We start from the raw sequence: 18308 nt of genomic DNA on the forward strand, positions 1-18308 counted from the left end.
TTTTATTCAGAAGCATATTATTTAGCTTCGAAGTAAGCACAAAACGGAGAGACATTATGTTTGAACCAATGGAGCTAACCAATGATGCGGTGATTAAAGTCATCGGCGTTGGTGGCGGCGGCGGCAACGCTGTCGAACACATGGTACGTGAACGTATCGAAGGTGTTGAGTTCTTCGCTATTAATACAGACGCCCAAGCATTACGCAAAACGGCTGTTGGCCAGACCATTCAAATTGGTAATGAAATTACTAAAGGTCTAGGTGCAGGAGCTAACCCAGAAGTCGGTCGTAACGCGGCGGAAGAAGATAGAGAAGCCCTGCGCAATGCATTAGATGGCGCAGACATGGTCTTCATCGCTGCAGGTATGGGCGGTGGTACGGGAACAGGAGCAGCCCCAGTGGTTGCCGAAGTTGCTAAAGAATTAGGTATTCTGACTGTAGCTGTCGTGACTAAACCTTTTAATTTTGAAGGCAAGAAGCGCATGGCATTCGCAGAGTCAGGTATTACTGAGCTGTCAAAACATGTCGACTCATTGATAACCATCCCTAATGATAAATTATTAAAAGTATTGGGTCGTGGGATCTCTTTGTTAGATGCGTTTGGCGCGGCGAACGACGTACTGAAAGGTGCGGTACAAGGGATTGCAGAACTGATTACTCGCCCTGGTTTAATGAACGTTGACTTTGCAGACGTGCGTACAGTGATGTCAGAAATGGGCTATGCAATGATGGGCTCTGGCGTTGCTCAAGGCGAAGATCGTGCAGAAGAAGCCGCAGAAATGGCTATTTCAAGCCCACTGCTGGAAGATATCGATTTATCTGGTGCACGCGGTGTGCTGGTTAATATCACGGCTGGTTTCGATTTACGTTTAGATGAGTTCGAAACTGTGGGGAATACCATTCGTGCATTTGCGTCTGATAATGCGACCGTCGTTATCGGTACTTCATTAGATCCTGACATGAATGATGAGTTACGCGTTACTGTAGTTGCAACAGGGATTGGTATGGACAAACGTCCAGAAATCACCTTGGTCACTAATAAAGCAACACAACAAGCATCGATGGAACAGCGCTATCAGAAAATTCAAAATAGCATGTCTTCATTGAACGAAGAAAAACCTGCTGCACAAGTAGTGAATGACCAAAATACGCAAACAAATAAGGAACCAGATTATCTGGATATTCCTGCTTTCTTGCGTAAGCAGGCTGATTAATAATTATAAATTAATTGGACTCTCCGCTTTTTGTGCTAAACTGTTTTGCTAATTATCATGTACGATAATTGGCAAGACGGCTAACATAGTGAGAAAATAACGATGATCAAACAACGGACATTAAAACGTATTGTTCAAGCGACTGGTGTCGGTTTACATACCGGCAAAAAAGTCACGCTTACATTACGTCCAGCGCCGGCAAATACCGGGGTCATCTATCGTCGTACTGACTTAAATCCACCGGTTGATTTTCCGGCAGACGCTAAATCTGTACGTGATACTATGTTGTGTACCTGTTTGGTAAATGAAGACAACGTACGTATTTCGACAGTTGAACATTTAAATGCAGCACTAGCAGGTCTCGGTATCGATAACATTGTTATCGAAGTTGATGCACCTGAAATTCCTATTATGGACGGCAGTGCAGCACCGTTTGTGTTTTTATTGCTAGACGCGGGCATTGATGAACTCAATTGCGCGAAAAAATTCTTACGTCTAAAAGAAGCTGTTCGCGTGGAAGATGGTGATAAATGGGCTGAGTTGTCTCCTTATAATGGATTCAGTTTGGATTTTACCATTGATTTTAATCATCCAGCGATTGATAGCAGTACACAGCGTTATAGTTTGGATTTTTCTGCGGAATCTTTTGTTCGCCAGATAAGTCGAGCACGTACTTTTGGTTTTATGCGTGATATTGAATATCTGCAATCGAAAGGTCTTTGCCTCGGTGGTAGTTTCGATTGTGCGATTGTCGTCGATGATTATCGTGTATTGAACGACGATGGCTTACGTTTTGAAAACGAATTTGTTCGTCATAAGATGCTAGATGCGATTGGTGATTTGTTTATGTGCGGGCATAATATTATTGGTGCCTTTACAGCATATAAATCAGGTCACGCACTAAATAATAAATTACTGCAAGCGGTTCTGGCTACAGAATCTGCTTGGGATCTAGTAACTTATGAAGATGAGGCCGAATTGCCATTGGCATTTAAAGCTCCTTCTGCGGTATTTGCGTAATTAATTGTTGCTAGACAACATAGATAACTAGATCTAAACAATATTGCTAGATACTGATAGTTATTAAATCTTTATGGCATAAAAATATCTGTCATAAAGTGAAATGAATAAATCACGCTGGTAATAAATAGTATTGCTACAAATATAAAATAACGTTACTTGCATCAATGAATAACCCGCATTAACGTTTCCTGTTGGCTGCATTAGTACTCTCTCCGGCTAATGCAGCCAGCCGCTCAAACTTCTCTTTTAATTTTTTCGGGCTTCTTTCTGCCAACACTAATAATTGTTCTGCCGTTTTAGCACTAATCCGTCGCGGGTTACTTTTTTGTTCTGGTTCAACCAATTGATGATTTGTTGAGCTATTTTGTCCTTTTTTTGTCATTAGAACTGGGTTGATTCTGATGTCGATAGAGGATAAAGATGGTAGAATAGTGCTTCTTAGCGCTGAAACAATATTAGGCTTTTCATAATTCATTCGATTAAGCCAGCTTGCGTTAGCGACTTCGATAATTAAAATATGATTGCGGTAATTTGCGACTCTGCACATTGGTTTCATTTCGGCAGGCAGTAGGCTTTTTACTGTACGATTTAGTTGAAGTATCGCTTTTGCAGTGCGCTGTATGGCTTGGAGTGATCCCTTAGCATCAGACGTATTTTTAGAGAGTGAATCGTCTAAAACATCACTTAGTGGTTGAGGATGACTATCTCGCATAGCAACTCCGGTTAAATCAGAAATATAATAGTTGAGTTAAATATAGTTAAAGATCTAAGCTAGTGTAGTGAGTTGATAATAAAATTAAGCTGTTAGCCGCTTAGCTCATTAGCAACATAGCTCATTAGCTGCATAGGGTCTGAAACATTAACTATAAAATATCAGCAACAAAACAAGTAATAAATTATAAGCTATAGCAGTATAGCTATAGTAAATAAGATTGTAATATAGCTGACTCTGTACTGAATCAGCTGCTTTATCAACATAAAAAAGATAAATTAAAAATTCTTGATGGGTATTGTAAGTCTTTGGCGACAATTTGGTAGACGATATTTTTGGCCCCACCTATTGTTAGGTGTTGTGGCTGCTGGTATCGGCATGCCCGCAATCTTGAGTGCACTGGTTGAAAGCCACAATATCCAGATTAATGCCTCAGTTGCCGAAAGACAAACTCAGGCAATGAGCGCCTTTGATAATCTATTTGCTCAAAAAAGTAACCAACGCCCCTCATCTTCTTATTCAATTAATTACTGGCAACAACATGCAGTTAGAAATGTTATTCGTCAGCTTACTTTTGCGTTCTCTTCTTTGGAATCAGAGAAAGATGAACCCGCAGAAAACGATGATTTAATCTTAGTTGCACAGCTTGAGCCGCAAGTTATGCTAGACACGCTGTATGCGATGTTGGCTCAGCGTTCGCTGCAATATATTGAACCTACCTTCAAGCCATTTAATACTAAACTTCCACCAGACATTGCATGCCAACCTGCGATGTGGGTATCTCAAACTCAAGGGATTCGAGCCGGGCCAGAGCAGGTTTAACTGCTTCGTTTTGTGATTGATATTGATGAGTGATATTTTTAAATAAGAATGCTGCCAATATCAATTTAATTAACTCTAACCTGTAATCTATTGATTTGAGAAAAGAAATTTATGTTAACTAAATTAATGACCAAAGTTTTTGGTAGCCGTAATGATCGTACTCTGCGTCGCTTGCGTAAAGAAGTTGAGAAAGTTAATCGTTTAGAGCCTGAATTCCAAAAACTAACTGACGATGAATTGAAAGCTAAAACTAACGAGTTCCGTGAGCGCCTGAAAAAAGACGAAAGTTTAGACAGCATCTTACCTGAAGCGTTTGCAACTGTACGTGAAGCCAGTAAACGTGTGTTTGGTATGCGCCATTTTGATGTTCAGCTGATAGGTGGCATGGTACTGAATGAACGTTGTATCGCAGAGATGAGAACCGGTGAAGGTAAAACCTTAACTGCAACCTTACCTGCTTATCTTAACGCGTTGAGCGGCAAAGGGGTGCATGTTGTTACCGTCAATGACTATTTGGCAAAACGTGATGCTGAAAATAACCGTCCGTTATTCGAGTTTTTAGGATTAACTGTAGGTATTAACTTACCAAATATGCCGGCACCACAAAAGCGTGAAGCCTATGCCGCAGATATTACTTACGGGACTAACAACGAATTCGGCTTTGATTATCTGCGCGATAATATGGCATTTAGCCCAGAAGAACGTGTTCAGCGCAAACTGCATTACTCTTTGGTCGATGAGGTTGACTCCATTTTAATCGATGAAGCACGTACCCCATTGATTATTTCAGGTCCTGCTGAAGATAGTTCTGAACTATACAAACAAGTTGATAAGTTAATTCCAAAATTAATTCGTCAAGAAAAAGAAGATACTGAAACGTTTGAAGGGGAAGGTCACTTCTCTGTCGATGAAAAATCTCGTCAGGTAACTTTAACAGAACGTGGACTAGTATTAATTGAACAATTACTGGCAGAAGCAGGTTTGATGCAGGAAGGGGAATCGTTATATTCACCTTCAAATATTATGTTAATGCACCATGTGATGGCCGGTTTGCGTGCTCACGCGCTATTTACCCGCGACGTTGATTATATTGTTAAAGATAATCAGGTTATTATTGTTGATGAGCATACGGGGCGTACTATGGAAGGCCGCCGTTGGTCTGACGGTTTGCATCAGGCGGTTGAAGCTAAAGAAGGCGTTGATATACAGAATGAAAATCAGACCTTAGCCTCAATTACCTTCCAGAACTATTTCCGTCTATATGAAAAATTAGCTGGTATGACGGGTACTGCCGATACTGAAGCATTTGAGTTCAGTTCAATTTATAAATTAGATACGATTGTTATCCCAACCAACCGTCCAATGGTACGTAAAGATTTACCTGACTTAGTTTATATGAATGAGGCAGATAAATTTAACGCAATTATTGAAGATATCCGCGAAAGAACCAAAAATGGCCAGCCGGTGTTAGTTGGTACAATCTCTATTGAAAAATCAGAGTTGATTTCTCAAGCGTTAACTAAAGCCAATATTCCACATAATGTCTTAAATGCTAAATTCCATGCAATGGAAGCTGATATTATAGCTAACGCAGGTCAAGCAGGAGCGGTGACTATTGCGACCAATATGGCTGGGCGCGGTACGGATATCGTATTGGGTGGTAGCTGGCAGACTGAAGTTGCCGCGTTAGAAGAACCGACAAAAGAACAGATTGAAGAGATTAAAGCTGCATGGCAAAAACGTCATGATGAAGTTTTAAAAGCCGGCGGTTTACATATTATCGGTACAGAACGCCATGAATCTCGTCGTATTGATAACCAATTACGCGGCCGTGCTGGTCGACAAGGTGATGCAGGTTCATCACGTTTCTACTTGTCGATGGAAGATGCTTTGATGCGTATCTTCGCCTCAGATCGCGTAACGGGCATGATGCGTAAGTTGGGTATGAAACCTGGCGAAGCTATTGAACATCCGTGGGTGACTAAAGCGATTGCTAATGCTCAACGTAAAGTTGAAAATCGTAACTTTGATATTCGTAAACAATTGCTTGAATACGATGATGTAGCTAGTGATCAGCGACGTGCTATTTATACCCAGCGTAATGAATTGCTGGATGGCGGTGATGTTAAAGAAACCGTTGATAGTATTCGCGAAGATGTATTTACTACAGTAATTGATGCCTATATTCCACCACAATCTCTAGAAGAAATGTGGGATATTGACGGGCTACAAAAACGTTTAATTAACGATTTTGATTTAGACTTGCCAATTAAAGAATGGTTAGATAAAGAGCCAGAATTGCATGAAGAAACGTTGAGAGAGCGTATTTTAGCGACAGCGATTGAAGTGTATCAGAAGAAAGAAGAAGTGGTTGGCGAAGAGATGATGCGTAATTTTGAAAAAGGCATCATGCTACAAACGCTTGATACACTTTGGAAAGAGCATTTAGCTGCGATGGATTATTTGCGTCAAGGTATTCACTTACGAGGTTATGCTCAGAAAGATCCAAAGCAAGAATATAAACGTGAATCGTTCAATATGTTCTCTAACATGTTGGAATCATTAAAATATGAAGTTATTAGCACATTGAGTAAAGTTCACGTTCGTATGCCAGAAGAAGTTGAAGCGCTTGAATTACAGCGTCGTAATGAAGCTGAACGTTTAGCGAAACAGCAGCAATTAAGTCATGCAACGGAAGAAGAAGCATTGATGTCCGAAGCTGAGGCTAAAATTGCAACAGAAGGGCATAAAATTGGTCGTAACGATACTTGTCCTTGTGGTTCAGGCAAAAAATATAAGCATTGCCATGGCCGTTTAAACTAAGTCATGATGTTAATATATTAAACTCATAAATAAAGGCGGGGAAACCCGCCTTTTTATACCCACGGTATCACAACCTATCGATAGACAGATTCAATTGTTGTTATAGTGATTGCAGAATAATTTTATTTAATCTCTTGTTAGGGATACCGAATTTACTATTGATGAAAATAATTATGCAAAAGAAACACCTTTATATTGCTGCGGGTATCATTCGAGATCCTCAGAATAATATCTTTATTGCTCAGCGCCCAATGGGTTCACATATGGGGGGATTTTGGGAATTTCCAGGTGGTAAATTAGAATCTAATGAGCGACCAGAAGATGCTTTAGTGCGTGAGTTAGAAGAAGAGATAGGAATTATCGCAACAGAATATCAATTGTTCAAAAAAGTTGAACATGAGTTTGATGATCGTTTTATCACTCTGTATTTTTTCTTGGTGACCAACTGGGATAATCAACCTTATGGGCGTGAAGGACAAAATTCACGCTGGGTAAAACAATCTGATTTAATTGCCGATCAATTTCCACCAGCAAATCGTATTGTTGTCGATATATTGACTCAATAACTAGTATTGCAGGCAGAGATCCGCCTGCAATGTATTTTACGATTAGAACATCCTAATCATCTGGATTTTCGCTCCAGGTATCACTTTCAGAAATATCACTCTGGCTAGCAATACGCTTTTCTTCATCAGCCCATTCACCGAGATCAATTAGCTGACAACGTTTACAGCAAAATGGACGGTAAGGGCTGTTTTCGCCCCAAATGACTTTCTTACCACAGGTAGGGCAAGAGACTTCAATTATTTCATTCATATTTATTTAGCTTATATTTTTAACAACTTGCCAACTCAAATTTTAGTATCGGAGGAACAATGCCATGTTCGCTATCAAAATGCAGAAAACGAATTGCAAAGCGTGTCTTATGTCCCGATATCTGAGGGTAAATTAATTCATTTACTGGCAGTTTTATTCGTAATAAATACTTATCTTCGACGCTGTCTTGATAAAAACCATTATGTGATTCTATTAATTCAAAATAACCTGAATTACGGATCAACAGCAGGATAACATCTAATGACTCTTTAAGTGGCAATAAACCGTCTAACCAGAGTGACATTCGTTGATCTCGCTCTGGTTGTGGTAAGTTTAGCCATAATTGAAGCAAGGGTAAATCAAAACCGCAGTAGCCGCCTGGAATACTAAGTCGTTGACGAACCATACTGATTATTTTATCTCCGCGTAATTGATGGGCAAACCGCGGTGCTGTTTTTACTTTAACTTGTTTGTTATTCACATCAGCCAATAAACCAACAATGATCTCTTTATCCACATACGGTGCTTCTGACCAGGCGACTAAACGCTGATGTTGTTTGTCTAATTCTTTGATTAATTCTGAACGCACTTCACCACGATCGAGAACTTCAATCAATTCAGATACAGCTCGAAAGAAAGCAATACCAGATGTATAGGAATCAATGTGTTGTAATGCAAAAATTTGAGATAAAAGCGTTTCTAGCCGTAACCAAGAACGCACTTTTTCATTTAAAGGATGCTCGTAGATGACAAAAGTGGTTGTCTCATTCATTTTGCATTTTCCTGTTGAGCTTGTTTCGCTAATTGCTGGTATTTCTGATGAAGTTTTACGATATCATCTTGCTGTTGATGCTCGCCATCATGGTTGGAAATAATATCATCAGCCAAACTTAACCGCTCAGCTCTACTTGCTTGTGCTGCGATAATTCGCTCAACGTGCTGCCGGGTAATATTATCTCGAGTAATTGTCCGTTGTATTTGTTCTTCTGGCGTAACATCAACGACTAACACTCGGTCTGCTAAGTGTGAAATATTATTTTCAATTAATAGGGGAACAACCCATAGTACATATAAAGCATCAGTATTCTTGATTTGACGCTGTGTTTCTTGCTGAATTAAAGGATGAAGTAATGCGTTTAACCACGCTTTTTGTTGTGGGTTAGAAAAAATTTTATGTCTTAATAACGGGCGATTTAAGGTACTATCGGGCAGCAAAATATCCTGACCAAAATGAGCTACAATTGCAGCTAATGCAGGTGATCCTGGCTCAACGACTTGTCTGGAAATAATATCGGCATCAACTATAGGAACCCCTAATGCGGCAAAGGCATTAGCGATAGTTGTTTTACCGCTTCCTATTCCTCCTGTAAGAGCCACTATATAAGCCATAATTTTCTCGCACTTTTAGTTATTTACTGAATCAATATATTATCCGTATTTTACAATAATGTTGCATCAGTCTCTATGACAAATAAGATGGAATTTTTAATAAAATGAAATTATAGTTTATACTTATAACTTAAAATTCAAGAGAAAATATTGCCAAGATTAAAGATTGGTAGGTACATTGCCAATAATAATCCGCCTATCAGTAAAGCAAGGAATAGCATAATAATTGGCTCCATACTTTTTAATAGTCCTTCTGTTTTTTGAATGTACTGTTCCTCATAATAATTACTCAAATAATGAACGAAGTGAGATAGTTTCCCTGACTCCTCACCGATTGAAATCAGTTGATAACATAACTCAGGGAACAATTTGTTATCTTTTAGTGATTGTGAAAAAGAGCAACCTAAAATAATACGCTCATAAATTTTATAAGTTTCTTGCTGGTAATAGGTATAAGTTAATGCTGATGCTGTGGATTTTAGACTGTCTAATAATGAAAGCTCAGCATGTAATGTTGTCGATAGAATTGAGAAATAGAGTTGTAATTGATTTAATTTTATCAACGTGTTGATTTTTGGGGTTTTTAATAAAATCCATTGTATAACTAAATCAAAAGATTTATTTTTTCGTTTTAGTGAAAAAAGAGTACTAGTGATTATAATTATGCATAAAAAGATAGTTAGCAAATTATTTTCAATAAGTTTAGATATTAGTATCAAATTTTTTGTAACGCTGGGAAGTTCACTATCAAAATTCTCATAAACAGATTGAAATTGAGGAAACACATAAATTAACATAATAAAAACTACTAACATAGAAAACAAGCAAAGAGTTATTGGATAATTTAATGACTTGATAATTCTCTTTTTAACAATATCTTTTTTATTGTATAAATTAAATATTTTATCAAAAGTAATATCATAGTTACCTGTTTTTTCTGAGATTATAACTAAATTAATAATTATTCTATCAAATATTAACGGGTGTTTTTTCATGCTATTAGAAAGAGATATCCCTTGTTTAATATCTACTATAATATCAGAAATAATTATTTTCCAGTAAATAATATTGCAGTTATTAACTATAATTTGTAAGCTATTAAGTAATGAAATACCTGATTGCATTAATATACTTATTTGCTGAAAAAAAGTAATTCTATAAGCTAAACTTTTATAGTTTAAATAATTTATTGTTTTAAATGTTAGTTTTAATGGGATTAAGTTTTTATCAATAATTAGTAAATAAGCTTGTTTTTTATTATTTGAGGATATTATGTCATTAACTATATCTCCTTTTGAATTTATTGCATTATATTGATAAATTAATTTCATTCATTTTTTCCTGTTATTGAATAAAGTTCTTGTAGTGACGTTACTCCTTGTTGAACTAAATTTAAGCCAAAATCAAATAATTTATCATAGATAATGGAATGATCTGTATGGATGTTATTTAACAGTGAATCCAATTCATGATGAGTAATAAATTCATAAATAGCAGTTCGGCCAATATAGCCAGAGAAACAATGTTCACATCCTTTGGCTTTCCAGTGTACTATTTCGATATTTTTCTTATCGTGACTAACCGTAATAGGCTGAGATTCTTGCTGTCGGCAATGAGTACAAAGCATTCTAATTAAACGTTGAGCAATAATAATTTTAACGCAGGATGCTAGAAGTGAGGGGGCAATACCAAGTTGCTCTAGTCGACTGACGGTATTTATTGTTCCATTAGTATGCAGGGTAGAAAGTACTAAGTGACCTGTTTGTGCTGCTCTTACAGCAATTTTTGCAGTTTCTTCATCTCTGATTTCGCCAATCATGACGATATCAGGATCTTGTCTGAGTAAAGAACGTAGAATATTTGCAAAACCTAAACTGTATTTTTCATTAACTTGTATCTGGTTGATTCCGTTTATAGGAATTTCTATTGGGTCTTCGATAGTTGATATATTTCGGTGCAAATTATTGACTGATTCAAGAGAGCTATACAATGTAATAGTTTTGCCACTTCCCGTTGGGCCAGTTACTAAAATCAATCCTTGAGATGAACTTAAAGTATCTTTTAGCTGCTGTAAAAGGCTCTCCGGCATACCTAGTTGGTCTAGGGTATATTTTAGCTGAGTATGTAGAATTCGCAGTACTAGCTTTTCCCCATACAGTGTTGGCATAGTGGATAAGCGTATACTAAAGTTCTGCTTGTCTAAAAAACAACTGAATTGTCCATCTTGTGGTAGGCGTTTTTCTGCGATATTAAGTTTAGCGAGAATTTTTAATCTTGCGATTATTTCTGCATTAATCTCATAAGCAGGAGCGGGAAGATAGTGTAGTTTTCCATCCACCCGAATGCGGATTTTTATTCCTTGTTTAGAGGGTTCTAGATGAATATCAGAAGAACGTTTTCTCACTGCTAGTGTTAACATATCTTCGACAAAAGCTACTGCAGGGGATGAAGACATAGCATGTTCATTTGGTGTTGGTTGATAAGCTACTTCTTCTTCATTGGCCTCTTCATAATAATTATTAAAATGATGGTCTATTTTTTCCTTAGGCCATAGATCATAGCAAATAGAAACACCAGCAATAAATTTTAAAGTCGATAATATTTCATCTTTAGGTTTTTTAGTTGCAGCAATAGATAATTTATTATGAGTCAGCTCAATAATTATAATGAAATTTTTATCACATATAGTTTTAATTTCTTTATATACTAAATGAATGTCTTTTCTATTATTAGCCATTTATTTACGCCTTATTAGAATTGAAGTGTTTTTTCACATATACTTTTAACTTTCTCATTGGCATCAATTACACAAGCTACTGTCCATTGAAAAACATTTACAGTACTAGGTAATTGAGGTGTCAATGTGATGGTGAGACCGTTTAATATTTTTTTAGTAGTTAATGTAATAACTCCACTTTTCACTGCTATTTTAGTAATATATTTTCCTTTTATATCATTTGGAATAGTACTTTTCCCACTGTCGCACTTACTAAAATCACCTTCATCAATACTACAAAGTTCTATATTACTTTTATAAGGTAGTAAGGATTGTAGTACATCTGTCATTGCCGCTTTTTGCATATAAGTTTGATAGCCAGGAATAGCCACAGCACTTAAAATGGAAATGATTGCAATGACGACCATAATTTCTATTAATGAAAATCCTTTTTGATACATAAAATGACACTCCTCGTTTTTAGGGTGTTTTATTATGCAGTATATGGTCGGTAAAATAATCGCTCTAATATAATAATGCGATCAGTTCTCTAACAAATACTATTGTTTTTTTCAGCCTGTTATTTGTTTTGTGAAGCGACTCGAATAAATATTAAAACACTATATTTTTTTATCGACTCTCTTACTTTTAAATGCGAGTCTTATTTTTAATGGCTATTTTTTATTTTGATATTTTATTGATTTTATATTTCTATATGAGATATATGTATTTTTTTAAATTATATATTACTGAAGAATTAGCTAGCCCATTAAATTTAATTAATATTAGCGGGCTAATTAATGATTATTTTAATAATGAATTAAAATAATCCCAATCAAAGAATGGACCGGGATCTGTTTTTCGAATAGGAGCTATATCACTATGGCCGATAATATTTCCTTTAATGAGAGGATATTCAATTAACAGCTGTTGTGTGATTTTTGCTAAAACTAAATATTGTTGGCTCGTAAATGGTTGAAAATCGGTACCTTCTAATTCTATACCAATGGAGAAATCATTGCATTTTTCTTGTCCTTTATAACAGGAAACACCGGCATGCCATGCTCTGAGTTGAAAAGGAACATATTGAATAACTTCACCATCACGGCGGATTAAGCAATGGGCAGAAACTTTCAATCCCTTTATTTGATCAAAAAAAGGATCTTCTGTCGGATTAAGTGTTCCAGTAAAAAGTTGATTAATGTATGGGCCACCAAATTGCCCAGGAGGCAAACTAATATTATGGATAACCAATAATGAGGGAACCATATCGACGGGGCGTTGATCATAATGCGGAGAGGGGATATGCGTTATGCCATCTATCCAGCCATTATGTATTTTCATTTTTAGGCTCCTTTACACTATATTGTTCAGTATCATATGAAGAGCTTCTATCAAAATGTTATCTCTATCGATAAAAGATATACAATATTAATAAAAACCTTACAGCTAAAGTATAACTAAAAAGGGTATTTTAGTTCACATTTTAGTGATTTAAGGTGATTCAAAGTTACTTAAATTAGTAGGCTATCTGTATTGTATGAGGCGATATAGTGAATGAATTGAAAAATAAATATAGTGAATAAATACTAAATTGATATTGATTACTTAAATCGATGTTCTTAGGAGTCCTTAATGACGATACGACGTTACGATACTGAACAAAGAAAACAGATATTAATGGCGCAGTTAGAGCGAGATATTCCAGCCAGAGTCACGCTCGCATTGCAAGAGGATCTCGGTCAATCTACTGATTATCATTATGATATTACGGGGCAACTGTTATCATCAGATCAGCAAGTAACGGCTAGAATTATTACCCGAGAAAATGGAGTATTTTGTGGTCAACAATGGCTAATTGAAGTCTTTCGTCAGCTGGGAGGAAATATCTCGATTGATTGGCAGGTCACTGACGGTGAGCCCGTGATTGAAAATCAAATATTATGCGAACTTACTGGCTCTGCTCAAATTCTTCTTACCGGTGAACGAACGGCACTTAATTTTATACAAACACTTTCTGCTGTTGCGACAGTAACTGCGCAATATGTCGCATTATTGCAGGGAACTCACGCTAAATTATTGGATACTCGTAAAACCATTCCAGGGTTACGTACGGCATTGAAATATGCAGTGTTGTGTGGTGGAGGTCAGAATCATCGATTAGGTTTAACGGATGCATATTTAATCAAAGAAAATCATATTATCTCAGCGGGTTCAATTAACAATGCGGTTTATTATGCGCGTCGAGCTCATGCTGAATTACCTATTGAAGTTGAGGTAGAAAATTTAGATGAATTACTTGAAGCAATTAGAGCCGGTGCCGATATTATTATGCTAGATAATTTTACTACCGTCATGATGAAGGATGCTGTGATATTAAATCGTGGTACTGCTGCACTTGAAGTATCGGGAAATGTAACTTTGGATACAATCTCTGAATTTGCCCAGACGGGAATTGATTTTATTTCAGTTGGGGCATTAACCAAACATATCCGAGCGATTGATCTATCGATGCGTTTCGTTTGATTTTGTTGTAAGGATTTATGCGCTATTAAATTTTGGGTATTGATGGAGCATATATGTAATTAGTTTTCATACTTTCTTATATTTTTTAATTACTTGATATAAAATATAAAGTTGAATTTCTAATATACCTGCAGCTACAGACGACAGCTTTGAGATTTCTTTGAATACTAATGATAAGTTGTTTTTTTATTCGGTTTTAAAATAGATGAACTACAAGTGATTTACTTGAGCTCTCGTTCGCATCAATAACGGTGCTTATTATTTTTTGCCATGAAATTAGTTTTGAGATAATAAAATTTTACTATCGATTATAATTTGATAAACCATTAGATGATAAATGGTTTTATATTCACATATTTTGCATTTAAATTTTAAATTTGGTTGGCTGTATCGCTTCAGTTTGCTTATTTAAACGTTTAAAAAGTAAAAAACTGTTAAATCTAAGCTCTTAAGCAACGATCATATAGTTATCAAATTATGCTAAATTTTAAAAAAAACTGTTAAAATTTGCAGGATTTTATGATTTGTCACAAGGTCTTTATGGACAGTTGGTGAATACTTTGTTACTTTATCGATATGTAATATAAATTGGTATTACCAATTGACTCTAGGTAATTCAAAATCAATATTTACTCACAAATGATTACTGCAAATTATGGCTTATAGTAAGATTCGCCAACCAAAGTTATCTGATGTTATTGAGCAACGTCTCGAACATTTGATACTCGAAGGGACATTGCGTCCGGGTGAAAAGCTGCCTCCGGAACGAGAACTGGCAAAACAGTTTGATGTTTCGCGGCCATCTTTGCGTGAGGCTATTCAAAAATTAGAAGCTAAAGGGCTGCTACTGCGCCGACAAGGTGGCGGTACTTTTGTCCAACAAAATCTATGGCAAAGTTTCAGTGATCCCTTGGCTGAATTACTCGCCGGCCACCCTGAATCCCAGTTCGATCTTCTAGAGACTCGTCACGCTTTAGAAGGTGTTGCCGCCTATTATGCGGCATTACGAGGTACTGATGAAGATTTGGAACGTATCCGTAAAAGCTATCATCTTATCGAGCAGGCACAAGGTACAGGTAATTTAAACGCTGAGTCAGACGCCGTTTTGCAATATCAACTGATAGTCACAGAAGCTGCACACAATGTAGTTTTATTACATTTATTACGCTGCATGGTGCCTATGTTAGAGCAAAATATTCGTCAGAATTTTGAATTTCTTTATACCCGTAAAGAGATGTATTCCGCAGTAAGTGAACATCGTGCACAGATATTTTCAGCAATTGTGGCACGTGAGCCGGAGCAAGCTCGTGAAGCTTCTCATCGTCATTTGGCGTTTATTGAAGATATTCTATTAGATATTAGCCGAGAACAAACTCGACGTGAACGTTCATTGCGTCGATTACAGCAACATCCCGAATTAAATTAGTGATGCAGATCCTGGCTGCTGCGTCTGCATTACTGCTACTGCTCATTAGAGCATAAGCAGCAACAAAACAGCAGGGCCTATCTTCTCGTGTTTTATATTGTAGAGAACCACGAGAAGATAGGCTCCATTAAACATTAAAACAAATAACAGATAAGGAATACACCATGTCAGATATGTTGAAAAATGACGTGGATCCGATCGAAACTCGCGACTGGTTACAGGCGATCGAATCGGTTATCCGTGAAGAAGGTGTTGAGCGCGCACAGTATATTATTGATAAAGTGTTGAATGAAGCTCGCAAAGGCGGTGTTAGTGTTGCCGCTGGCTCTGTTGGTAGTCGTGACTATATCAACACAATTCCTGTCGAAGATGAGCCTGCGTATCCAGGTGACATGGATTTAGAGCGTCGTATCCGTTCTGCTATTCGTTGGAATGCGGTAATGACAGTTCTGCGTGCGTCTAAAAAAGATTTGGAACTGGGTGGCCATATGGCATCGTTCCAGTCTTCAGCAACGCTGTATGATGTATGTTTCAACCACTTCTTCCGTGCACACAATGAAACTGATGGCGGCGATTTAGTGTTCTTCCAAGGACATATCTCCCCAGGGATTTATGCACGTGCATTCCTTGAAGGTCGTTTGACTGAAGGTCAAATGAATAATTTCCGTCAAGAAATTGGCGGTGAAGGTCTGTCTTCTTATCCTCACCCTAAATTAATGCCTGAATTCTGGCAGTTCCCGACAGTATCTATGGGCTTAGGTCCACTAAATGCTATCTATCAGGCTAAATTCTTGAAATATCTGAATCATCGTGGCCTGAAAAATACTACAGCACAAACTGTTTATGCTTTCCTTGGTGATGGCGAAATGGATGAGCCAGAATCAAAAGGTGCGATCACTATCGCAACTCGTGAAAAACTGGACAACTTGGTCTTTGTGGTTAACTGTAATTTACAGCGTCTTGATGGCCCAGTAACAGGTAACGGTAAAATTGTTAATGAGCTGGAAGGCATCTTTAGCGGTGCTGGCTGGCAAGTTATTAAAGTTCTTTGGGGCGATCGTTGGGACGAATTACTGCGTAAAGATACCAGCGGTAAATTGATCCAATTAATGAACGAAACCCTAGATGGCGATTATCAGACATTCAAATCTAAGAATGGCGCGTATGTTCGCGAACATTTCTTTAATCGTTATCCAGAAACTGCAGCATTAGTTAAAGATATGACTGATGATGAAATTTGGGCGTTGAACCGTGGTGGTCACGATCCGAAGAAAGTTTATGCAGCGTTCAAAAAAGCACAAGAGACAACAGGTAAACCAACTGTAATTCTTGCTCAAACCGTTAAAGGCTATGGTATGGGTGATACAGCAGAAGGTAAAAACATTGCTCACCAAGTGAAGAAAATGAACATGGACGGTGTTTCTCAATTCCGTGATCGTTTCAATGTTCCTGTTTCTGATGATCAACTTGAAAAACTGCCATTGATCAGCTTTGATAAAGATTCTGCAGAATACAAGTATCTGCATGAACGTCGTCAAGCATTAGGTGGTTATCTACCCGCTCGTCGTACGCATTTTGATGAAAAATTAGACATTCCTACACTGTCAGATTTCAGTCAATTGCTGGAAGAACAGTCTAAAGAGATTTCAACTACTATCGCTTTCGTTCGTGCATTGAACGTTATGCTGAAAAACAAATCGATTAAAGACCGTTTAGTCCCGATTATTGCTGATGAAGCACGTACTTTTGGTATGGAAGGTCTGTTCCGTCAAATCGGAATTTACAGCCCGAATGGTCAACAATACACTCCACAAGACCGCGAACAAGTCGCTTATTATAAAGAAGACGAAAAAGGTCAGATTTTACAGGAAGGTATTAACGAACTGGGCGCAGGTTCATCTTGGTTAGCGGCTGCAACTTCTTACAGCACCAATAACTTGCCGATGATCCCATTCTATATTTACTACTCAATGTTTGGCTTCCAACGTATTGGTGACTTACTGTGGGCAGCTGGCGACCAACAAGCGCGCGGCTTCCTGATCGGTGGTACATCAGGACGTACGACGCTGAACGGCGAAGGTTTACAGCATGAAGATGGTCATAGCCATATTCAATCACTGACTATTCCTAACTGTATTTCTTATGACCCAGCCTATGCTTATGAAGTTGCGGTTATTATGCACGACGGTTTAGAGCGCATGTACGGTGACAAACAGGAAAATGTGTATTACTACATCACGACCCTGAATGAAAACTACCATATGCCTGCGATGCCAGAAGGTGTTGAAGAAGGTATCCGTAAAGGTATTTACAAACTGCAATCTATCGACGGCGCGAAAGGTAAAGTTCAGCTGTTAGGTTCTGGTTCAATGATGCGTCATGTCCGTGAAGCTGCTGAAGTTCTATCAAGCGAATACGGCATTGGTTCTGATGTTTACAGCGTAACTTCATTTACTGAACTTGCTCGTGATGGTCAGGATTGTGAACGTTGGAATATGCTGCATCCGTCTGAGCAACCACGCGTTCCATACGTTGCACAAGTAATGAACGATGCGCCAGCTGTTGCATCTACTGATTATATGAAATTGTTTGCTGAACAAATTCGTACTTTCGTACCAGCAAGTGATTATCGTGTATTAGGAACTGATGGTTTTGGTCGTTCTGATAGCCGTGAAAATTTACGTCATCATTTCGAAGTAGATACTTCATATGTGATTGTTGCGGCACTGGGCGAACTGGCTAAACGTGGTGAAGTTGATGTTAAAGTCGTTGAAGACGCGATTAAAAAATACAACATCAACTCTGAAAAAGTTAACCCACGTCTGGCATAAGAGGTAATTA

At 37.6% G+C, this 18308-nt stretch carries 16 protein-coding genes; 8 read left to right on the plus strand and 8 right to left on the minus strand.

Annotated elements, in window-relative coordinates; genetic code table 11:
* The first annotated feature begins 56 nt into the window (after window positions 1–56).
* Window positions 57–1214 (plus strand): cell division protein FtsZ, encoded by a 1158-nt coding sequence (gene ftsZ / locus M992_RS06810; protein WP_053907874.1) that lies wholly within the window; start codon window positions 57–59, stop codon window positions 1212–1214.
* A gap of 102 nt (window positions 1215–1316) precedes the next feature.
* On the plus strand, window positions 1317–2234 hold the full coding sequence (gene lpxC, locus M992_RS06815; protein ID WP_047256302.1) for a UDP-3-O-acyl-N-acetylglucosamine deacetylase: 918 nt from the start codon (window positions 1317–1319) through the stop codon (window positions 2232–2234).
* A 181-nt stretch (window positions 2235–2415) separates the two neighbouring features.
* Here lpxC and M992_RS06820 read toward each other — a convergent pair whose 3' ends face one another.
* On the minus strand, window positions 2416–2949 hold the full coding sequence (locus M992_RS06820) for a DUF721 domain-containing protein (protein ID WP_053907875.1): 534 nt from the start codon (window positions 2947–2949) through the stop codon (window positions 2416–2418).
* A gap of 291 nt (window positions 2950–3240) precedes the next feature.
* Between M992_RS06820 and secM the strand changes: the two genes are divergently transcribed.
* The 3 genes from secM (at window position 3241) to mutT (ending at window position 7160) form a co-directional block, all read left to right on the plus strand.
* On the plus strand, window positions 3241–3771 hold the full coding sequence (secM, locus tag M992_RS06825) for a secA translation cis-regulator SecM (RefSeq protein ID WP_053907876.1): 531 nt from the start codon (window positions 3241–3243) through the stop codon (window positions 3769–3771).
* A 111-nt stretch (window positions 3772–3882) separates the two neighbouring features.
* The gene (gene secA, locus M992_RS06830) at window positions 3883–6594 is read left to right on the plus strand and encodes a preprotein translocase subunit SecA (protein ID WP_053907877.1); all 2712 of its coding nucleotides are present in this window, start codon (window positions 3883–3885) and stop codon (window positions 6592–6594) included.
* A 173-nt stretch (window positions 6595–6767) separates the two neighbouring features.
* Window positions 6768–7160: an 8-oxo-dGTP diphosphatase MutT gene (gene mutT, locus M992_RS06835; RefSeq protein ID WP_053907878.1), complete on the plus strand. Its 393-nt coding sequence runs from the start codon at window positions 6768–6770 to the stop codon at window positions 7158–7160.
* A gap of 52 nt (window positions 7161–7212) precedes the next feature.
* Here the strand turns inward: mutT and yacG are convergent, their stop codons facing one another.
* The 7 genes from yacG to ampD all read right to left on the minus strand — a co-directional run bounded on the left by yacG (window position 7213) and on the right by ampD (window position 12859).
* Window positions 7213–7410 carry a DNA gyrase inhibitor YacG gene (gene yacG / locus M992_RS06840; RefSeq protein ID WP_047256297.1) on the minus strand — a complete coding sequence of 66 codons (198 nt, stop codon included), beginning with the start codon at window positions 7408–7410 and terminating at the stop codon, window positions 7213–7215.
* A gap of 19 nt (window positions 7411–7429) precedes the next feature.
* Window positions 7430–8182 carry a cell division protein ZapD gene (locus tag M992_RS06845; RefSeq protein WP_053907879.1) on the minus strand — a complete coding sequence of 251 codons (753 nt, stop codon included), beginning with the start codon at window positions 8180–8182 and terminating at the stop codon, window positions 7430–7432.
* Window positions 8179–8799 (minus strand): dephospho-CoA kinase, encoded by a 621-nt coding sequence (gene coaE / locus M992_RS06850; protein WP_053907880.1) that lies wholly within the window; start codon window positions 8797–8799, stop codon window positions 8179–8181. Before coaE ends, M992_RS06845 begins: the two co-directional genes overlap by 4 nt.
* A gap of 137 nt (window positions 8800–8936) precedes the next feature.
* A complete protein-coding gene (locus tag M992_RS06855) occupies window positions 8937–10130 on the minus strand; it encodes a type II secretion system F family protein (RefSeq protein ID WP_053907881.1) in 1194 nt (397 codons plus the stop codon).
* Window positions 10127–11536, minus strand: coding sequence for an ATPase, T2SS/T4P/T4SS family (locus M992_RS06860; RefSeq protein ID WP_053907882.1), 1410 nt, complete (start codon window positions 11534–11536; stop codon window positions 10127–10129). The genes M992_RS06855 and M992_RS06860 overlap by 4 nt, the downstream gene beginning before the upstream one ends.
* Before the next feature lie 14 nt (window positions 11537–11550).
* Window positions 11551–11976, minus strand: coding sequence for a prepilin peptidase-dependent pilin (gene ppdD, locus M992_RS06865; RefSeq protein WP_047255305.1), 426 nt, complete (start codon window positions 11974–11976; stop codon window positions 11551–11553).
* A 343-nt stretch (window positions 11977–12319) separates the two neighbouring features.
* Window positions 12320–12859: a 1,6-anhydro-N-acetylmuramyl-L-alanine amidase AmpD gene (ampD, locus tag M992_RS06870; RefSeq protein WP_053907883.1), complete on the minus strand. Its 540-nt coding sequence runs from the start codon at window positions 12857–12859 to the stop codon at window positions 12320–12322.
* A gap of 291 nt (window positions 12860–13150) precedes the next feature.
* Between ampD and nadC the strand changes: the two genes are divergently transcribed.
* From nadC to aceE, 3 genes are all read left to right on the plus strand, one after another.
* Entirely contained in the window at window positions 13151–14041 is an 891-nt protein-coding gene (gene nadC, locus M992_RS06875; RefSeq protein WP_053907884.1) for a carboxylating nicotinate-nucleotide diphosphorylase, read from the plus strand.
* A gap of 655 nt (window positions 14042–14696) precedes the next feature.
* Window positions 14697–15467: a pyruvate dehydrogenase complex transcriptional repressor PdhR gene (gene pdhR / locus M992_RS06880; RefSeq protein ID WP_053907885.1), complete on the plus strand. Its 771-nt coding sequence runs from the start codon at window positions 14697–14699 to the stop codon at window positions 15465–15467.
* A gap of 164 nt (window positions 15468–15631) precedes the next feature.
* Window positions 15632–18298 (plus strand): pyruvate dehydrogenase (acetyl-transferring), homodimeric type, encoded by a 2667-nt coding sequence (aceE, locus tag M992_RS06885; protein ID WP_053907886.1) that lies wholly within the window; start codon window positions 15632–15634, stop codon window positions 18296–18298.
* The last annotated feature ends 10 nt before the right edge of the window (window positions 18299–18308 follow it).

It is taken from the genome of Moellerella wisconsensis ATCC 35017 (assembly GCF_001294465.1).
Taxonomy (GTDB): domain Bacteria; phylum Pseudomonadota; class Gammaproteobacteria; order Enterobacterales; family Enterobacteriaceae; genus Moellerella; species Moellerella wisconsensis.